This window comes from Streptomyces sp. NPDC059255, from assembly GCF_042752355.1.
GTDB lineage: Bacteria > Actinomycetota > Actinomycetes > Streptomycetales > Streptomycetaceae > Streptomyces.
Genome location: NZ_JBHYZP010000054.1, coordinates 17,677 through 36,167 on the forward strand (window position 1 = coordinate 17,677; position 18,491 = coordinate 36,167).

12 protein-coding genes and 1 pseudogene are annotated in these 18,491 nt (G+C 70.5%); 5 read left to right on the plus strand and 8 right to left on the minus strand.

Translation table 11 applies throughout. The features are described 5' to 3' along the window. The first annotated feature begins 94 nt into the window (after positions 1–94). Positions 95–2,923 (plus strand): preprotein translocase subunit SecA, encoded by a 2,829-nt coding sequence (gene secA, locus ACFXKG_RS38240; protein WP_384849266.1) that lies wholly within the window; start codon positions 95–97, stop codon positions 2,921–2,923. A gap of 181 nt (positions 2,924–3,104) precedes the next feature. On the opposite strand, the gene ACFXKG_RS38245 is transcribed toward secA, so the two are convergent. Then, positions 3,105–3,551 (minus strand): Rv3235 family protein, encoded by a 447-nt coding sequence (locus ACFXKG_RS38245; protein WP_384849269.1) that lies wholly within the window; start codon positions 3,549–3,551, stop codon positions 3,105–3,107. Positions 3,552–3,831: 280 nt separating this feature from the next. On the opposite strand from ACFXKG_RS38245, the gene ACFXKG_RS38250 reads away from it, so the two are divergent. Next, the gene (locus tag ACFXKG_RS38250) at positions 3,832–4,338 is read left to right on the plus strand and encodes a DUF6912 family protein (RefSeq protein ID WP_382887322.1); all 507 of its coding nucleotides are present in this window, start codon (positions 3,832–3,834) and stop codon (positions 4,336–4,338) included. 51 nt (positions 4,339–4,389) lie between these two features. Then, positions 4,390–5,088 carry an HAD family hydrolase gene (locus tag ACFXKG_RS38255; RefSeq protein ID WP_384849272.1) on the plus strand — a complete coding sequence of 233 codons (699 nt, stop codon included), beginning with the start codon at positions 4,390–4,392 and terminating at the stop codon, positions 5,086–5,088. 75 nt (positions 5,089–5,163) lie between these two features. On the opposite strand, the gene ACFXKG_RS38260 is transcribed toward ACFXKG_RS38255, so the two are convergent. Beyond that, a complete protein-coding gene (locus ACFXKG_RS38260; protein ID WP_384849275.1) occupies positions 5,164–5,730 on the minus strand; it encodes a DJ-1/PfpI family protein in 567 nt (188 codons plus the stop codon). 490 nt (positions 5,731–6,220) lie between these two features. Between ACFXKG_RS38260 and ACFXKG_RS38265 the strand changes: the two genes are divergently transcribed. Beyond that, a complete protein-coding gene (locus tag ACFXKG_RS38265) occupies positions 6,221–11,251 on the plus strand; it encodes an NAD-glutamate dehydrogenase (RefSeq protein ID WP_384849277.1) in 5,031 nt (1,676 codons plus the stop codon). Between the two features lie 73 nt (positions 11,252–11,324). On the opposite strand, the gene ACFXKG_RS38270 is transcribed toward ACFXKG_RS38265, so the two are convergent. Together ACFXKG_RS38270 and ACFXKG_RS38275 are read right to left on the minus strand one after the other, a co-directional pair. Further along, the gene (locus ACFXKG_RS38270) at positions 11,325–12,065 is read right to left on the minus strand and encodes an ABC transporter ATP-binding protein (RefSeq protein ID WP_384849301.1); all 741 of its coding nucleotides are present in this window, start codon (positions 12,063–12,065) and stop codon (positions 11,325–11,327) included. A 112-nt stretch (positions 12,066–12,177) separates the two neighbouring features. Continuing rightward, positions 12,178–13,011: an ABC transporter permease gene (locus ACFXKG_RS38275; RefSeq protein WP_384849304.1), complete on the minus strand. Its 834-nt coding sequence runs from the start codon at positions 13,009–13,011 to the stop codon at positions 12,178–12,180. 337 nt (positions 13,012–13,348) lie between these two features. Between ACFXKG_RS38275 and ACFXKG_RS38280 the strand changes: the two genes are divergently transcribed. Further along, positions 13,349–13,990: a TetR/AcrR family transcriptional regulator gene (locus ACFXKG_RS38280; protein ID WP_384849280.1), complete on the plus strand. Its 642-nt coding sequence runs from the start codon at positions 13,349–13,351 to the stop codon at positions 13,988–13,990. Between the two features lie 58 nt (positions 13,991–14,048). Here ACFXKG_RS38280 and ACFXKG_RS38285 read toward each other — a convergent pair. The 4 genes and pseudogenes from ACFXKG_RS38285 to ACFXKG_RS38300 all read right to left on the minus strand — a co-directional run bounded on the left by ACFXKG_RS38285 (position 14,049) and on the right by ACFXKG_RS38300 (position 18,394). Then, a pseudogene (locus ACFXKG_RS38285) lies at positions 14,049–14,563 on the minus strand (cupin domain-containing protein). A gap of 174 nt (positions 14,564–14,737) precedes the next feature. Next, positions 14,738–15,682: a carbohydrate ABC transporter permease gene (locus ACFXKG_RS38290; RefSeq protein WP_384849283.1), complete on the minus strand. Its 945-nt coding sequence runs from the start codon at positions 15,680–15,682 to the stop codon at positions 14,738–14,740. Further along, entirely contained in the window at positions 15,679–17,037 is a 1,359-nt protein-coding gene (locus tag ACFXKG_RS38295) for a carbohydrate ABC transporter permease (protein WP_384849286.1), read from the minus strand. Before ACFXKG_RS38295 ends, ACFXKG_RS38290 begins: the two co-directional genes overlap by 4 nt. A 43-nt stretch (positions 17,038–17,080) precedes the next feature. Beyond that, positions 17,081–18,394 carry an ABC transporter substrate-binding protein gene (locus tag ACFXKG_RS38300; protein ID WP_384849306.1) on the minus strand — a complete coding sequence of 438 codons (1,314 nt, stop codon included), beginning with the start codon at positions 18,392–18,394 and terminating at the stop codon, positions 17,081–17,083. Between the last annotated feature and the right edge of the window lie 97 nt (positions 18,395–18,491).

Genomic DNA, 18,491 nt, shown 5'->3' on the forward strand with positions numbered 1-18,491 from the left:
GATGGCCGTTGCGGTGGGGCCCGCCTGCCGTGCCCGCGCCCGTGTCCGATTCCGACCCACGTGCCAGGCCCGACCGGCAAGGAGACCAGCCTCAGTGTCCGTCTTCAACAAGCTCATGCGTGCAGGCGAAGGCAAGATCCTGCGCAAACTGCACCGCATCGCGGACCAGGTCAACTCTATCGAAGAGGACTTCGTCAACCTCTCCGACGCCGAGTTGCGGGCGCTCACCGCCGAGTACAAAGAGCGGTACGCCGATGGCGAGAGCCTGGACGACCTGCTTCCCGAGGCGTTCGCGACCGTCCGTGAGGCGGCCAAGCGCGTCCTCGGCCAGCGTCACTACGACGTACAGCTCATGGGTGGCGCCGCGCTGCACCTCGGCTATGTCGCGGAGATGAAGACCGGTGAGGGCAAGACCCTCGTCGGCACACTGCCCGCGTATCTGAACGCGCTGTCCGGCAAGGGCGTCCACCTGATCACGGTGAACGACTACCTGGCCGAGCGTGACTCCGAGCTGATGGGCCGCGTCCACAACTTCCTGGGCCTCAAGGTCGGCTGCATCATGGCGAACATGTCGCCCGCGCAGCGCCGTGAGCAGTACGCGTGCGACATCACGTACGGCACGAACAACGAGTTCGGCTTCGACTACCTGCGCGACAACATGGCGTGGTCCAAGGAGGAGCTGGTCCAGCGCGGCCACAACTTCGCCGTGGTCGACGAGGTCGACTCGATCCTGGTCGACGAGGCCCGTACGCCGCTGATCATCTCCGGCCCCGCGGACCAGGCCACGAAGTGGTACGGCGACTTCGCCAAGCTGGTCAGGCGCCTCACCAGGGGTGAGGCGGGCAACCCGCTCAAGGGCATCGAGGAGACCGGCGACTACGAGGTCGACGAGAAGAAGCGCACGGTCGCGATCCACGAGCCCGGGGTCGCCAAGGTCGAGGACTGGCTCGGCATCGACAACCTGTACGAGTCGGTGAACACCCCGCTCGTCGGTTATCTGAACAACGCCATCAAGGCCAAGGAACTGTTCAAGAACGACAAGGACTACGTCGTCATGGACGGCGAAGTCATGATCGTTGACGAGCACACCGGCCGTATCCTCGCCGGCCGCCGCTACAACGAGGGCATGCACCAGGCGATCGAGGCGAAGGAAGGGGTGGACATCAAGGACGAGAACCAGACCCTCGCCACGATCACCCTGCAGAACTTCTTCCGCCTCTACGGCAAGCTCTCCGGCATGACCGGTACGGCCATGACCGAGGCCGCCGAGTTCCACCAGATCTACAAGCTGGGCGTCGTGCCGATCCCGACGAACCGGCCGATGGTCCGCATGGACCAGTCCGACCTGATCTACCGCACCGAGGTCGCCAAGTTCGCGGCAGTCGTGGACGACATCGCGGAGAAGCACGAGAAGGGCCAGCCCATCCTGGTCGGCACGACCTCCGTCGAGAAGTCCGAGTACCTCTCGCAGCAGCTCAGCAAGCGCGGTGTGCAGCACGAGGTGCTGAACGCCAAGCAGAACGACCGCGAGGCGACGATCGTCGCCCAGGCGGGCCGCAAGGGCGCCGTCACCGTCGCGACGAACATGGCCGGCCGTGGCACGGACATCAAGCTCGGCGGCAACCCCGACGACCTGGCGGAGGCGGAGCTGCGGCAGCGCGGCCTGGACCCCGTCGAGCACGTCGAGGAGTGGTCGGCGGCGCTGCCCGCCGCGCTGGAGAAGGCCGAGCAGGCCGTCAAGGCGGAGTTCGAGGAGGTCAAGGAGCTGGGCGGGCTCTACGTCCTGGGCACGGAGCGCCATGAGTCGCGCCGTATCGACAACCAGCTCCGCGGCCGCTCCGGCCGTCAGGGCGACCCGGGCGAGTCCCGCTTCTACCTGTCGCTCGGCGACGACCTGATGCGGCTCTTCAAGGCGCAGATGGTCGAGCGTGTGATGTCCATGGCGAACGTGCCGGACGACGTCCCCATCGAGAACAAGATGGTGACGCGCGCCATCGCCTCCGCGCAGTCCCAGGTCGAGCAGCAGAACTTCGAGACCCGTAAGAACGTCCTGAAGTACGACGAGGTCCTGAGCCGGCAGCGCGAGGTCATCTACGGCGAGCGCCGCCGCGTCCTGGAGGGCGAGGACCTGCAGGAGCAGGTGCGCCACTTCATGGACGACACGATCGACGCGTACATCCAGGCGGAGACCGTCGAGGGCTTCGCCGAGGAGTGGGACCTGGACCGGCTGTGGGGCGCCTTCAAGCAGCTCTACCCGACGAAGGTCACCGTCGACGAGCTGGAGGACGCGGCCGGCGACCGTGCCGGGATCACCGCCGAGTTCATCTCGGAGTCCATCAAGGACGACATCTACGCCCAGTACGAGGAGCGGGAGAACCAGCTCGGCTCGGACATCATGCGTGAGCTGGAGCGCCGCGTGGTCCTCTCCGTCCTGGACCGCAAGTGGCGTGAGCACCTCTACGAGATGGACTACCTCCAGGAGGGCATCGGCCTGCGGGCGATGGCCCAGAAGGACCCGCTGGTCGAGTACCAGCGCGAGGGCTTCGACATGTTCAACGCCATGATGGAGGGCATCAAGGAGGAGTCCGTCGGCTACCTGTTCAACCTGGAGGTCCAGGTCGAGCAGCAGGTCGAGGAGGTCCCGGTGCAGGACTCCGCCGAGCGCACGTCGCTCGACAAGAAGGAGGACGCGGTCCCCGCGGGCACCGCGCGTCCGGAGATCCGCGCGAAGGGGCTCGAAGCGCCGCAGCGGCCCGACCGGCTGCACTTCTCCGCCCCCACGGTGGACGGCGAGGGCGGCATCGTCGAGGGCGACTTCCAGAGCGCGGAGGGTCCGACGCGCTCCACGTCGGACGGGATGACGCGGGCCGAGCGCCGCAAGGCGCAGAAGAGCGCGCCCAGCGGACGCCGCCGCAAGAAGTAGGGCGAGGGGCCGGGCCGCCGGCCGGACCGTCGACCGCCGCAGGGGCCGGGGCGCGCACACACGTGGTGCGCGCCCCGGCCTTTCGCTGTCGCGGGAGGTCCGGGCGGTCGAGGGCCGGGGGGTCGCGCTCCGGGTGGTCGCGGCGCGGGTGGTCGCGGGGCGGGTGGTCATGGGCCGGGGCTCACGCGTCGGTGGTGACACGTTCTCCGCCGACCTCGACCGCGGCGCAGCGCCAGCGCAGATCGGTGCTCTGCTCCAGTCGGAAGGCCAGGGCGCGGACCTGCTCGCCCGCGGCGACACTGGCGGACGCCTCGAGAACGCCGGGCCTCGGCTGGGAGTATCGGCAGGTGCGGATCACCGGGCGGACGCCCCTGGCCTTGAGCGGGGTGCCCGGCGCGAGGCGGACGAGCTGTTCGTACGCCTCGCCGACGGTCTGGCCGAGCATCCAGTGCACGGGCCGGTGGCCGCTGAGGACGGCCAGCAGCCGCTCCGCGAACAACTCGTGCGGCGGGACGTGCCGGCGGCGCTGCGGGCGTACGGTGCCGGGCCTGCGCGGATCGCGGCGGCCCGGCGGCCTGGCCCCGGTGTTGATGGCGCTGGAGGGAGTGGAGGAAGTGGTCCTGTTCACGCAGATCGCCCCCGTTCTGCCCGCCCGGTCGGATACCGGTCGGTAACTTCTGTTGGGGGACCTTTTACGGGCCCTTGGGGTGACGCCGCAAGGAGGGGGCGCGGGCGGGACACGGGGTGGTGAAATCACCTATCCGGGTGATCGCCGGGCGGTGCGGGGCCTGGTGGCGCGGGCGCGCACGGTTCCCGGTGGACGTCTGGGAGCCCCATCAGCGTCACCCCGAAGAGGGACGGGTCCACGTATCCTTAGGTGTTCTCCCGTCGACGAAAGCGGCCATGCCATGCGTGTCTACGTCCCCCTGACGCTGCCCGGTCTCGCAGAGGCGCACAAGACGGGTGAGCTGGGGCCCGGGCCGCTGACGGCGTACGCGGTCACCCCGGGGCTGCGGGAGTGGTACGTCTCGGACGACATCGAGGAACTGGAGTACGCCGCGCTCAACCGGGCCGCCGCCGCCTCGTTGCGGCTGATCGCCGCGGACCCGGCCGCGGCCCGCCGCCGGGTGGTCGTCGCGGCGGACGTACCGGACCGGGAGGCCGTGTCCGACCCCGACCTGCGGCTGGACGCCTCCTCGCTCGGCGAGGTGCGGATCGCGGCGGCGATCGCGCTGACGAAGGCGGCGGCCGTGCACGTGGACTCCGACGACGCGGACGCCGATGTGACGGCAGCGGCGGCGGCGCTGGGCGCCGCGGACCACGGGGACGACGACGCGCGGTTCACGGTGGACGGCGCGGAGGACCACGAACTGCTCTGGTTCGGGATCCAGGAGATCCCGAACCTGATCGCCTGATCGCCTGATCGACGAGGGGCGTTGTCAGACCTGCCCGGTACGGTTCTGGGCATGGGGAAGCAGAACACGCACCTGGTGTGGGACTGGAACGGCACGATCCTCGACGACATGCGCGCGGTCATCGGGGCGACCAACGCGGCCTTCGCGGAGATAGGGCTGGCGCCGATCACGCTCGACCGCTATCGGGAGCTGTACTGCGTGCCCATCCCGCGCTTCTACGAGCGGCTCATGGGGCGCCTGCCGAGCGACGCCGAGTGGGTCGTCATGGACGAGTCGTTCCACCGCCACTACACGGAGCGGCGCGACGGGTGCGGGCTGACGCGCGGCGTCGAGGAACTGCTCGCGGGGTGGGCGCTCGCGGGCGGCAGCCAGTCGCTGCTCAGCATGTACGGGCACGAACACCTCGTCCCGACGGTGCGGGGCTTCGGGATCGAGCGCCACTTCCTGCGGGTCGACGGCCGCAGGGGCCCGTCGGGCGGCAGCAAGGCCCTGCATCTGGAGCGCCATCTGACCGCGCTGGCCGAGTCGGGCGTGGGGTCCGAGCCGGGCGTGGGGGCCGGAAGGATATCCGCCGACCGTACGGTGGTGATCGGCGACGCGCTCGACGACGCGGTGGCGGCGGCGCATGTGGGGGCACGCGCCGTGCTCTACACCGGCGGCTGCAACAGCCGGGCCACTCTGGAGTCGGTGGGCGTCCCGGTCGTGGACACCCTGGAGGAGGCGGTGGCGCTCGCCCGGGACCTGGCATAGCCCTCCCGGGCCCGCGCGCGGGACTTCGGAACGGTCGGTCCAGGGTCTGATCCGGCCTGATCCGAACGACAGACCTCAGGCCACCGGGGCCTTCGCGCGCAGCACGGTGAGGAACGCGCGCATCCAGGCCGGGTGGTCGGGCCAGGCGCGGGACGAGATCAGGGTGCCGTCCACCACCGCCTCAGCGTCCTGGAACGTCGCTCCCGCCGACTGCATGTCGATCTCCAGCGCCGGATAGGCCGTGACCCTGCGGCCGGCGAGTTCGCCGATCGCCGCCGTCAGCAGCGGGCCGTGGCAGATCTGCGCCACCGGCTTGTCCGCGTCGAAGAAGGACTTGAGGATCTTGCGCAGCTCCGCGTCGCCGCGCAGGTATTCGGGAGCCCGGCCGCCCGGGATGACCAGGGCCGCGTACTCCGTCGGATCGACCTCGGAGAACGCCAGGTCGGCGGGGAAGGTGTAACCGGGCTTCTCGGTGTAGGTGTCGAAGCCCGGTTCGAAGTCGTGGACCACGAACCGGAGCTTCTTCCGGGAAGGAGCGGCGATATGGACCTCGTACCCCTCCTCGCGCAGGCGCTGGTACGGATAGAGGACTTCGAGGGACTCGGCGGCGTCGCCGGTGACGATCAGGACCTTGGCTGCCATGGCTGCTCCCGGGAAGGATGGGGCGGTCTGTCCGCCTGTCGACCAGTCTGCCCACCCGTGCCGTCCTCGTCCGTGAGACCGCGCGAGAGGTCCGCCCGTGTCCCCCCGGGCCACCCCGTGGGCCTGTCCGAAGTGGCCAATTCGGAGCCTTGCATTTGTACACAAGCGGCTCATGACGGAGCCTGGGTGGAGGGCGATAGCCTTGTGCCCGTGATCAGCGCGATACGCCGTGGGGGCAGCGAAGCCCCCGGCCTGCGCCCGGAGCGCCAGCGCGCCCGGGCGACCGCCGCTCACCCGGGACAGGGACCACGTCGGCGTCGTCCGCCGGTCGCGGCAGCGGACGCGGGACGACTGCCAAAATTGGTCAATAAGGCCCCGGACATCTCTCATCGCGGCATAACGTCGACCCAGACCGGAAACCTCGCGTCGTGGCGTTGTGTCGCTTCCTTCACCTACGTCACGCAACGGCGCGCGACAGGAGCCAGAGGACATGCAGACCAAGCTGGACGAAGCCAAGGCCGAGCTGCTCGAACAGGCGGCCCGGGCCGCTGAGAACAGCCCGGTGGGGGGTGCCGGGGGGCTGGGGGGCGGCCTCCGGAAGGACGCGGCCGCCGCCGGGCCCGACGGCACCGGGCCGGGCGGCGGTCCGGGCGACGCCCGGCACGGGGACGGGGACGGCGCCGACCGCGCCGCGGTCCTCGCGTACCTCCAGCGCTACTACCTGCACACGGCCCCGGAGGACCTCGCCGGCCGCGACTCCACCGATGTCCTCGGCGCCGCGCTCTCGCACTACCGGCTCGCCGGGAACCGCCCGCAGGGGACGGCGAGCGTACGGGTCCACACCCCCACGGTCGAGGAGAACGGCTGGACGTGCAGCCACTCCGTGGTGGAGGTCGTCACCGACGACATGCCCTTCCTCGTGGACTCCGTCACCAACGAACTCTCCCGGCAGGGCCGCGGCATCCATGTCGTGATCCACCCGCAGGTCGTCGTGCGCCGTGATGTCACCGGCAAGCTGATCGAGGTGCTCCCCGAAGGGATCGGAGCCTCGGCCGAGCGCCCCCACGACGCGCTCACCGAGTCCTGGATCCATGTCGAGGTGGACCGCGAGAGCGACCGCGCCGACCTCCGGCAGATGACCGCCGACCTGCTGCGCGTCCTGTCCGACGTCCGAGAGACCGTCGAGGACTGGGAGAAGATGCGCGAGGCCGCGCTGCGCATCGCCGAGGAGCTGCCCGGCGAGCCGACCGCGGACGACCTGCGCGAACAGGAGGTCGAGGAGGCCCGCGAGCTGCTGCGCTGGCTCGCCGCCGACCACTTCACCTTCCTCGGCTACCGCGAGTACCAACTGACGGACAGCGACGCCCTGTCCGCCGTCCCCGGCACCGGACTCGGCGTGCTGCGCTCCGACCCGCACCACGGCGCCGACGACGACCACCCGGTCAGTCCCTCCTTCAGCCGGCTGCCCGCCGACGCCCGGGCCAAGGCCCGCGAGCACAAGCTGCTGATCCTCACCAAGGCCAACAGCCGCGCCACGGTCCACCGGCCCAGCTATCTCGACTACGTCGGGGTGAAGAAGTTCGACGACAAGGGCAACGTCGTCGGCGAGCGCCGCTTCCTCGGGCTGTTCTCCTCGGCCGCGTACACCGAGTCCGTACGCCGGGTCCCGGTGATCCGGCGCAAGGTCGCCGAGGTCCTGGAGGGCGCCGGCTTCTCGCCCAACAGCCACGACGGCCGCGATCTGCTCCAGATCCTGGAGACCTACCCGCGCGACGAGCTGTTCCAGACGCCCGTCGACGAACTGCGCTCCATCGTCACCAGCGTGCTCTACCTCCAGGAGCGCCGCAGGCTGCGGCTCTACCTCCGCCAGGACGAGTACGGGCGCTACTACTCCGCCCTCGTCTACCTGCCCCGCGACCGCTACACCACCGGGGTCCGGCTGCGGCTGGTCGACATCCTCAAGGAGGAACTGGGCGGCACCAGCGTCGACTTCACCGCGTGGAACACAGAATCGATCCTCTCCCGGCTGCACTTCGTCGTCCGGGTCCCCCGGGGCACCGAGCTGGCCAAGCTCACCGACGCCGACACGGACCGGATCGAGGCCCGCCTCGTGGCCGCCGCCCGCTCCTGGGCCGACGCGTTCGGCGAGGCGCTGAACGCCGAGTGCGGCGAGGAGCGCGCCGCCGAACTGCTCCGCAAGTACGGCAGCGCCTTCCCCGAGGGCTACAAGGCCGACCACTCCCCGCGGGCCGCGGTCGCCGACCTGGTCCACCTCGAAGCGCTCGACCAGAAGGAGAAGGACTTCTCCCTCTCCCTGTACGAGCCGGTCGGCGCGGGCCCCGGCGAGCGGCGCTTCAAGATCTACCGCACCGGCGAACAGGTCTCCCTCTCCGCCGTCCTCCCCGTGCTCCAGCGGCTCGGCGTCGAGGTCGTCGACGAGCGGCCGTACGAGCTGCGCTGCACGGACCGTACCCACGCCTGGATCTACGACTTCGGCCTGCGGCTGCCCCAGGGCGGCACCGGCGGCGGCGACTACCTCACCGAGGACGACCGCGAACGCTTCCAGCACGCCTTCGCCGCCGTGTGGACCGGAGCCGCGGAGAACGACGGCTTCAACTCCCTCGTCCTGCGGGCCGGTCTGGACTGGCGCCAGGCGATGGTGCTGCGCGCGTACGCCAAGTACCTGCGCCAGTCGGGATCGACCTTCAGCCAGGAGTACATGGAGGACACCCTCCGCTCCAACGTGCACACCACCCGGCTGCTGATCTCCCTCTTCGAGGCCCGCATGTCGCCCGGCCGCCAGCGCGCCGGCACGGAGCTGACGGAGGCCATGCTGGAGGAGCTGGACGGCGCCCTCGACCAGGTCGCGAGCCTGGACGAGGACCGGATCCTGCGCTCCTTCCTCACCCTCATCAAGGCCACGCTGCGGACCAACTTCTTCCAGCGGACCAGCAGTGGTGAGCAGCACCGCTACGTGTCGATGAAGTTCGACCCCCAGGCCATCCCCGACCTGCCGGCGCCCCGCCCCGCCTACGAGATCTGGGTCTACTCCCCGCGCGTCGAGGGGGTCCACCTGCGCTTCGGCAAGGTCGCCCGCGGCGGGCTGCGCTGGTCGGACCGGCGGGAGGACTTCCGTACGGAGATCCTCGGCCTGGTCAAGGCGCAGATGGTCAAGAACACCGTGATCGTGCCGGTCGGCGCCAAGGGCGGCTTCGTCGCCAAGCAGCTGCCCGACCCGGCCGCCGACCGGGACGCCTGGCTCGCCGAGGGCATCGCCTCGTACAAGATCTTCATCTCGGCGCTGCTCGACATCACGGACAACATGGTCGCGGGCGAGGTCGTGCCGCCCGCCGATGTCGTACGCCACGACGGGGACGACACCTATCTCGTCGTCGCCGCCGACAAGGGCACCGCCAGCTTCTCCGACATCGCCAACGACGTCGCGGTCTCCTACGACTTCTGGCTCGGGGACGCCTTCGCCTCCGGCGGCAGCGCGGGCTACGACCACAAGGGCATGGGCATCACGGCCCGCGGTGCCTGGGAGTCCGTGAAGCGGCACTTCCGCGAGCACGGCCACGACACCCAGACCGAGGACTTCACCGTCGTCGGCGTCGGCGACATGTCCGGTGACGTCTTCGGCAACGGCATGCTGCTCTCCGAGCACATCCGGCTGGTCGCGGCCTTCGACCACCGGCACATCTTCCTCGACCCGCGCCCCGACGCGGCCACCTCGTACGCCGAGCGCCGCCGGCTCTTCGAGCTGCCGCGCTCCTCCTGGGCCGACTACGACAAGGGGCTGCTGTCGCCGGGCGGCGGGATCCACCCCCGTACGGCCAAGTCGATCCCCGTCAACGCGCATGTCCGCGAGGCCCTCGGCATCGAGCCCGGCGTCACCAAGCTGACCCCGGCCGAGCTGATGAAGGCGATCCTCCAGGCCCCGGTCGACCTGCTGTGGAACGGCGGGATCGGTACGTACGTGAAGGCGTCCACCGAGACGGACGCGGACGTCGGCGACAAGGCCAACGACGCGATCCGCGTCAATGGCGAGGACCTGCGGGTCAAGGTCGTCGGCGAGGGCGGCAACCTGGGGCTGACCCAGCTCGGCCGGATCGAGTTCGCCCGGCGCGGCGCGGGCGGCGCGGGCGGCGACGTCAACACCGACGCCATCGACAACAGCGCGGGCGTGGACACCTCCGACCACGAGGTGAACATCAAGATCCTGCTCAACGGTCTCGTCACCGAAGGGGACATGACCGTCAAGCAGCGCAACAAGCTCCTCGCCGAGATGACCGACGAGGTCGGCGCGCTCGTCCTGCGCAACAACTACGCGCAGAACACCGCGCTCGCCAACGCCCAGGCGCAGGCGCCCTCCCTCCTCCACGCCCACCAGCGCTTCATGCGCCGGCTGGTCCGCGACGGACACCTCGACCGGGCGCTGGAATTCCTTCCCGCCGACCGCCAGATCCGGGAACTCCTCAACTCCGGCAAGGGCCTCTCCCAGCCCGAACTCGCCGTGCTGCTCGCCTACACCAAGATCACGGCGGCGGAGGAGCTGATCCACACCGAGCTGCCGGACGACCCGCACCTGCGCGCGCTGCTGTACGCGTACTTCCCGCAGCAGCTCCGCGAGCAGTTCGCCGAGCAGATCGAGGCACACGCGCTGCGCCGCGAGATCATCACGACGGTCCTGGTCAACGACACCGTCAACACCGGCGGTTCGACCTTCCTGCACCGGCTGCGCGAGGAGACCGGCGCGTCGACCGCGGAGATCGTACGGGCGCAGGCCGCGGCCCGGGAGATCTTCGGGCTGAACGGGGTGTGGGACGCCGTCGAGGCGCTGGACAACCAGGTCCCGGCGGACGTCCAGACCCGGATCAGGCTCCACTCGCGCCGGCTCGTCGAGCGCGGCACGCGCTGGCTGCTGGGCAACCGGCCGCAGCCGCTGGAGATCGCGGGGACGATCGAGTTCTTCGCGGCGGGCGTCGAGCGGGTCTGGGCCCAGCTCCCGACGATGCTGCGCGGCCCGGAGCTGGAGTGGTACCAGGCCATCGTCGCGGAGCTGACCGACGCCGGGGTCCCCGAGGAGCTGGCCCTGCGGGTCGCCGGGTTCTCGTCCGTCTTCCCGGCGCTCGACATCGTCGCCATCGCGGACCGTACGGAGCAGGACCCGCTGGCCGTCGCCGAGGTGTACTACGACCTCGGCGACCGGCTGCGGATCAGCCGGCTCATGGACCGGATCGTGGAGCTGCCGCGGGCCGACCGCTGGCAGTCCATGGCCCGCGCCTCGATCCGCGAGGACCTGTACGCGGCGCACGCCGGGCTGACGTCGGACGTCCTGACGGTGGGCGACGGCAGCGCGACGCCCGAGGAGCGGTTCGCGGCATGGGAGCGGAAGAACGCCGCGATCCTGAGCCGCTCCCGTGCCACGCTCGACGAGATCCAGGGCTCGGACGCGTTCGACCTGGCGAACCTCTCGGTCGCGATGCGCACGATGCGGACCCTGCTGCGCACGCACCGCTGACCGCGGGGAGGACAGGATGTGCGAGGGGCGCCCGGCTCGTGGTGAGCCGGGCGCCCCTCGCCGCGCGCCGTGACTACTTCTTCCTGTTCCCGCCGGCGTTCGTGAACTCCTCGTACGCCGCGACGACCTCCCGCGCCGTGCCGTCCATCCGCAGCGTGCCCGACTCCAGCCACAGCGCCCGGTCGCAGGTCTCCAGGATGGACTTGTTGCTGTGGCTGACGAGGAAGACCGTGCCGGCCTCCTCGCGCAGCGCGGTGATGCGCTCCTGGCTGCGCCGCTGGAACCGGGCGTCGCCGGTGGAGAGCGCCTCGTCGATCAGGAGTACGTCATGGCTCTTGGCGGCGGCGATCGAGAAGCGCAGCCGGGCGCCCATGCCCGAGGAGTACGTCCGCATCGGCAGCGAGATGAAGTCGTCCTTCTCGTTGATGCCGGAGAACTCCACGATGTCCTCGTAACGTTCCCGGACCTGCTCGCGCGTCATGCCCATGGCCAGCCCGCCGAGGGTGACGTTGCGTTCGCCGGTCAGGTCGTTCATCAGTGCCGCGTTGACGCCGAGCAGCGAGGGCTGGCCTCGGGTGAAGACCCGGCCCCGGCTGGGCGGCAGCAGGCCCGCGATGGCCTTGAGCAGCGTCGACTTGCCGGAGCCGTTGGAGCCGATGAGACCGATCGCCTCGCCCTTGTACGCGGCGAAGCTGACGCCCCGGACCGCGTGCACCTCGCGCGCGCCGGGGGCGGAGCGCCGGGAGAGGATCCGGCTCAGGGCGGAGGTGGCGCTGCCCTTGCCGCCCTTGGTGCCGTGGACGGTGTAGGTGATGTGGACGCCGTCGACGACGACGGTGGGGACCGGCTCGGGGGCGCCGTTCCGACCGGGAGCGGCGTCCGGGCCGGGAGCGGCGCCCGGCTCCGGGGGGCGTTCCGTGAACGTATCAGCCACGTCCGTACTCCTCTTCGGCCTTCCAGAAGAACAGGAACCCGCCCACTCCGGCCACCAGCGCCCAGCCGGCGGCGAGGGCCCAGACGTGCGGGGGAAGCTGGGCGGAGGTGAAGCTCTCGACGAGCGCGAAGCGCATCAGGTCGATGTAGACGGCGGCGGGATTGCACTGCAGCGCCACCGTGACGAGGTGCGGTACGTTCTCGCCCTTCGTCACCCGGTCCACGCTCCACATCACACCGGAGACGTACATCCAGGTGCGCAGCAGGAAGGGCATGAGCTGGGAGATGTCCGGGGTCCTGGCCGCCAGCCGGGCCAGCACCATCGAGATCCCTGTGTTGAACACGGCCTGGAGGGCGAGGGCGGGCACCGCGAGCAGCCAGCTGAGGCCCGGGTACTCGCCGAAGCAGACCAGGATCACCGCCAGCGCGCCCAGCGAGAAGAGCAGTTGCTGGAGCTGCTGGAGGGCGAGTCCGATCGGCAGGGCGGCGCGCGGGAAGTGCAGGGCCCGTACGAGACCGAGGTTGCCGGAGATGGCGCGGGTGCCCGCCATGATCGAGTTCGAGGTGAAGGTCCAGATGAAGACGCCCGTCACCAGGAACGGGATGAAGTCCGGGATGTTGTGCTTGGTGTCGAGCAGCACCCCGAAGATGAAGTAGTAGACCGTCGCGTTGAGCAGCGGGGTCATGATCTGCCAGATCTGGCCGAGCTTGGCCTGGCTGTACTGGGCGGTCAGCCGCGCCGTCGCGAACGCGGTGATGAAGTGGCGCCGTGACCAGAGCTGCCGCAGGTAGGCGGGGAGCGAGGGGCGGGCGCCGCTCACGGTCAGCCCGTGCCGGCGGGCGAGGGCGCCGAGCTCCGTCTCCCGCGCGGGGCCGGGCGGGACGGCCGGGGAGGCTGCGGCGGCCGGGGCGGCCGGGGCGGTCGGCGGGGTCGGAGAGGCCGATGAGCCTGCTGAGGCCGATGAGTCCGCTGAGGTCGCTGTGATCGTCTGGCGCTGGCTCACAGGTGTCGCTTTCGCCGGTGGCGGGGGCGGTTCTCTCACCCCCGACGACGGAACGATGCCGTATCGTCGCAACGCCAAAGGTAGGCCGGAGATACGTCGCAACGCAACCGTTCCGTCGTCACGTGGCCGGGGCGCCGGGGCCCGGCTATGCTCGGGGCTGATGACTACCGACCCCCGTACCACCACGGGCCCCGCAGCTCCGGCGGGCCCGCGCGCCCCCCGGCGCGTGCCCGCGGGCGCCGCCGTGCTCCGCGAGGACGTGACCGACGCCATCCGCGCCGCCGTCTTCGAGGAACTGGCCGCGGTCGGCTTCGCCCGGATGTCCATCGAGGGCATCGCGCGCCGCGCGGGTGTCGGCAAGACCGCCGTCTACCGCCGCTGGAAGTCGAAGCTGGAACTCGTCCTCGACCTGGTCTCGGCCTTCGCCGCGCAGGGGCTGCCCGCTCCCTCGACCGGCTCGCTCCACGGCGATGTGCGCGCCCTGCTCGAAGTCGCGTCGCACGCCCTGAGCCACCCGGTCGCCTCGCAGGTCATCCCGGATCTGCTGGTGGAGGCGGCGCGTCACCCCGAGATCTCCGACGCGATCAAGGCGGCCCTGCTGGACGGCCAGCGGGGCATCGCCGCCGTGATCGTCCGCGAGGCCGTCGAGCGCGGGGAGCTGCCCGGGGGCGCGGACGCCGACCGGGCGCTCGACCTGATCGTCGGGCCGCTCTACTGGCGGCTGGTCGTCGTCCGCAGCGCACTGCCCCCGGGGTATCTGGACGATCTGGCCGCCTCGGCGGTCGCGGCGCTCAGCCGCTGAGGCCCGTGCCCGGCCGCCCGGCAGTGTTCCGCCTGCGGCTACTCACGCCCGGCCGCGGCTACTCCGTGCCCGGCTCGATGTCCTCCGTGAAGTAGCTGTCGTGCCGCGGAACTGCTTGAGTTCCTCGCCGCCCCGCCGCGACATCTCGGCGACCCGCTCGAAGTACTCCTCGCGCGGGGCGCCCGGGGAGAAGAGCAGCAGCATGGACGTGGGCTCGTCGGTCACGTTCTTGAAGGCGTGCAGACCGCCCACCGGTACGTAAAGGAAGTCACCCGCCCGGCCGGTGACCCACCTCTCGCCGTCGTAGAGCTCCAGTGCGCCGGAGAGGATGTAGAAGGACTCCGACATCGCCTTGTGGAAGTGGGTCCTGGCCCCGGCGGACCGCGCGCCCAGCTCCACCTTGTACAGGCCGAACTCACCGCCGGTCGACGCCTGGGTGGCCAGATAGTGCGTGGAGCCGCCGGGCGAGACGATGTCCGGCGGGGTGGCGGCCGGGCGGAACGTCGCGTTCACTTCGCCCCTCTCGCCGTGGTAGCGGGGCGGCGGGTACGCGAAGTCTTCCGGGTACGACATGATGCGCTCCTCTCGGCAGGTACCCATCAGCATGAGGGCTCCCGCCCCCGGAAGCAGGCATCGCGCCCCGGGCGGCCCCAGCTCTCCCCGTACCCCCGTCGTGGCGAGGGGCCGGCCGCCATCCCCGTGGATGACGGCCGGCCCCTCTCCCCGGCAAGGCCCGCTGCCGCGGTGCTACTTGACGGCTCCCGCCATCACGCCCTGCACGAACTGCCGCTGGAACGCGAAGAACACGGCCAGCGGGATCACCATCGAGACGAACGCGCCGGGCGCCAGTACGTCGATGTTGTTGCCGAACTGCCGTACCTGCTGCTGCAGCGCGACCGTGATCGGCGGGTTCTTCGAGTCCGCGAAGATCAGCGCCACCAGCATGTCGTTCCAGACCCAGAGGAACTGGAAGATGCCGAGCGAGGCGATCGCGGGCCCGCCGAGCGGCATCACGACCCGGGTGAACAGCCGTATCTCGCCCGCGCCGTCGAGCCGCGCCGCCTCCAGCAGCTCCCTCGGGATCTCCGCGAAGAAGTTGCGCAGCAGGAAGATCGCGAAGGGCAGACCGAAGGCGACATGGAAGAGGATCACGCCGAAGGTCGTCTCGAAGATGCCGATGGCGCCGAACAGCTCGGCGACCGGTACGAGGGCGACCTGTACCGGGACCACCAGCAGCCCCACGACCGCCAGGAACCACCAGTCGCGGCCGGGGAAGTCCATCCAGGCGAAGGCGTATCCGGCGAGCGAGCCGATCACCACGACCAGGAGCGTCGAGGGGACGGTGATCAGGATCGTGGAGAGCAGCGAGTTGGTGATGATGTCGTTGTCGAGGAGCCGCGTGTAGTTCTCGGTGGTCAGCTGCGCGGGCGCGGTGAAGACCTGCCACCAGCCGCTCGCGTTGATGTCCGCCGAGTCGCGCAGCGAGGAGAGGAACAGGCCGATCGTCGGCATCAGCCAGAACAGGCCGACCAGGACGAGGAAGACCCGTACCGCGCCGCCGCCCGCGCGCGCCGCTATCCGGCTGCCCAGGGACTCCTTCGCCAGGTCCGTCCGCGCCGCCGCGCCCGGCTTCGCCTTCGCCGGGCCGCCACCGCCGCCGGGGGCCGCGTCCGACGTCGTCGTCGTGGTCATCGTCGCGTCTCCCTTCGCATCCGCCGTACGTTGAACAGCATCACCGGGATCACCAGCAGGAGCAGCAGTACGGCGATGGCGCTGCCGACCCCGAGATCCGCGTCCGTGCCGAACGACGAGCGGTAGAGCTGGAGCGCCAGCACGTTCGCGTCGGCCTGGGACGACCCCGGCGGGATGATGAAGACCAGGTCGAAGATCTTCAGCACGTTGATCATCAGGGTCACCATGACGACCGCGAGGACCGGGGCCAGCAGCGGCACGGTGATCCGGCGGAAGACCTGCCACTCCGTCGCGCCGTCCACCCGGGCCGCTTCCATGAGTTCCCGCGGCACGCTCGCGAGCCCCGCCGCGATCAGCACCATCGCGAACCCGGCCCACATCCACAGATAGCTGCCGATGATGGCCGGTGTGACCAGGGTGGGGCCGAGCCATTCCACCCCGTTGTACGGCTCCTTGAAGTTGGCCGCGGGGAGCCGGAGCTGGGCCCCATCGGCCGCGGCCGGCAGGCTGAACGTGCCGTCGGCGCCCGCGGTCGCGGAGGCCACGACCTTGCCGTCCTTGACCGCCTCGACCTTGAGGCTCCTGAGACCCAGTTCCTTCGGGTCGATGACGTTCGGCTTCCCGCCGCCGCCCGGGGTGAAGTCCAGCCACGCCGTGCCGGTGACCCGGCCGTCCTCCGACTTCGCGGCCTTCGCGGGCTCCGCGTCCGAGGGCATCTTCGCCGGGGCGACGCCGACCAGCGGCAGCAGCACCTCCGTACCCGCCGAGACGGGTTCCTTGGTGACGAACGAGCCGCCGCCCCCCGCCTTCAGCGGATGCACCGGCAGCGGATGCGCCTTGGGGTACCCCGCCGACTCGCTGAACGTGTCGTGGACCCCGACCCAGACCGCGTTGGCCACCCCGCGGGCCGGGTCCTGCTCGTACACCAGCCGGAAGATGATGCCCGCCGCGAGCATCGAGATCGCCATCGGCATGAAGACGATCAGCTTGAACGCCGTTCCCCAGCGCACCCGTTCGGTGAGTACGGCGAAGATCAGGCCCAGCGCGGTGGCGACGGTCGGGGCGACCACCACCCAGATCGCGTTGTTCTTGACGGCGGTCAGGATGGTGGCGTCGGTGAACAGCTCCACGTAGTTGTCGAGCCCGGCGAAGTTCGCGCCGGACTTGTCGAAGAAGGACCGGTAGACCGAGAAGCCGATCGGATACACCACGAGCGCGCCCAGCAGCACCAGCGCGGGCAGCAGGAAGCCCGCCGCGACGAGCTTGCGCGTGCCGGTGACGCTCCTGGGGCCGCCCTTGCGGGACGTACGGGATGTACGGGCCTGGGACGGATCCGCCGGGTCTGTCGTGGACACGGGAGGCGGTGTGCCGCCTCCCGTGTTCGCCGTCGTCACCGCGTCAGCTCTTGTACGCCTTGGCCGCGGCGGCTTCCAGCTCCTGCTGGACCCCGGCCACGTCCTTCGGGTTCTTCAGGAAGTCCTGGAGGGACTTCCACTCGCCCTTGCCGGGCGTACCGCCGAACGACTGCGGCATCTGGTCCGACATGTCGAAGCGGAAGTCGTCGCCCGCGGTGATCAGCGCCTTGGCGATGTCACGCTGCACGTCGTTCGGGTACGAGGCCACGTCGAGCGACTTGTTCGGCGAGATGAAGCCGCCCGACTCCGCCCAGATCCGCGCGGCGTCCGTGGAGGCCAGGAAGGTCAGCAGCGCCTGCGCGCCCTTGGTGTCCTTCAGCGCCACGGCCGCGTCGCCGCCCGTCACCACCGGCGAGTCGCTGCCGACCGCCGGGAACGGGAAGACCTTCGCGTCCGTACCGATCTTCGCGTCCGTCTCCCCGATGTTGACGCCGACGAAGTCCCCTTCGAAGACCATCGCGCCCTTGGGCTGGTCACCGCCGGTGAACGTCTGTGTGACGGAGGCCGGGAACTCCGTCTGGAGCGCGCCGTCCGTGCCGCCCGCTATCAGGTTCGGCTTGCCGAACAGCTCGCCGAGCGTGGTGAGCGCGTCCTTCACTGACGGGTCGGTCCACTTGATCTCGTGCTGGGCGAGTTGGTCGTACTTCTCCGGGCCCGCCTGCGAGAGGTAGATGTTCTCGAACCAGTCGGTGAGGGTCCAGCCGTCCGCGCCGCCCACCGAGACGGGGGTGACACCGGAGGCGGAGATCGTCTCGGCCGTGGCGAGGAATTCCTTCCAGGTCTTCGGGACCGAGGCGCCCGCGTTCTCGAACGCCGCGTTGTTGTACCAGACCAGCGACTTGTTGGCGGCCTTGAAGTACACGCCGTACTGCTCGCCGTCCACCGCGCCGAGGTCCTGCCAGCCCTTGCCGTAGTTCTTGGCGAGCTGCGCCTTGGCCTCCGGGCCGGCGGGCTTGGCCCACTTCTTCTCCACGGCCTGCTGGATGGCGCCGACCTGCGGGAGCATCGCCACATCGGGCGGGCTGCCGCCCGCGATCTTCGTGCCGAGGAAGTTGACGATCGGGTCCTGGGCGGGCACGAAGGTCACCGTCGCCCCGGTCCGCTTCTCGAACTCGGTCAGAACCTTGGTGAAGTTGGCCTGTTCGGCGCCGGTCCAGACGGCGGCGACCTGGATCTTCTCGCCGTCCAGCTTGGGGAGTTCGACCGTCACCGCGGCCGGCTTGCCCGTGCTGTCGCCCGAGCCCTTGCCGTCGTCGTCACCGTCTCCGGAACCGCCGCCGCAGCCGCTGAGGGCCATGGCGCCGACCGCGGCGAGCGCGACGGCGGCCCGGCGGGTCCCGCGGACCGACCGGCCGCCGCTGCGGCCACCGAAGTCGCTGTTGCCAAGCGCCTTG

Excerpts from the sequence above, each read along its gene's own strand:
- ACFXKG_RS38250 (WP_382887322.1), top strand. The coding sequence starts at position 3,832 with ATGCGTGTCTACGTCCCCCTGACGCTGCCCGGTCTCGCAGAGGCGCAC.
- ACFXKG_RS38255 (WP_384849272.1), top strand. The coding sequence starts at position 4,390 with ATGGGGAAGCAGAACACGCACCTGGTGTGGGACTGGAACGGCACGATC.
- ACFXKG_RS38260 (WP_384849275.1), bottom strand. The coding sequence starts at position 5,730 with ATGGCAGCCAAGGTCCTGATCGTCACCGGCGACGCCGCCGAGTCCCTC.
- ACFXKG_RS38265 (WP_384849277.1), top strand. The coding sequence starts at position 6,221 with ATGCAGACCAAGCTGGACGAAGCCAAGGCCGAGCTGCTCGAACAGGCG.
- ACFXKG_RS38280 (WP_384849280.1), top strand. The coding sequence starts at position 13,349 with ATGACTACCGACCCCCGTACCACCACGGGCCCCGCAGCTCCGGCGGGC.
- ACFXKG_RS38290 (WP_384849283.1), bottom strand. The coding sequence starts at position 15,682 with ATGACCACGACGACGACGTCGGACGCGGCCCCCGGCGGCGGTGGCGGC.
- ACFXKG_RS38300 (WP_384849306.1), bottom strand. The coding sequence starts at position 18,394 with ATGGCCCTCAGCGGCTGCGGCGGCGGTTCCGGAGACGGTGACGACGAC.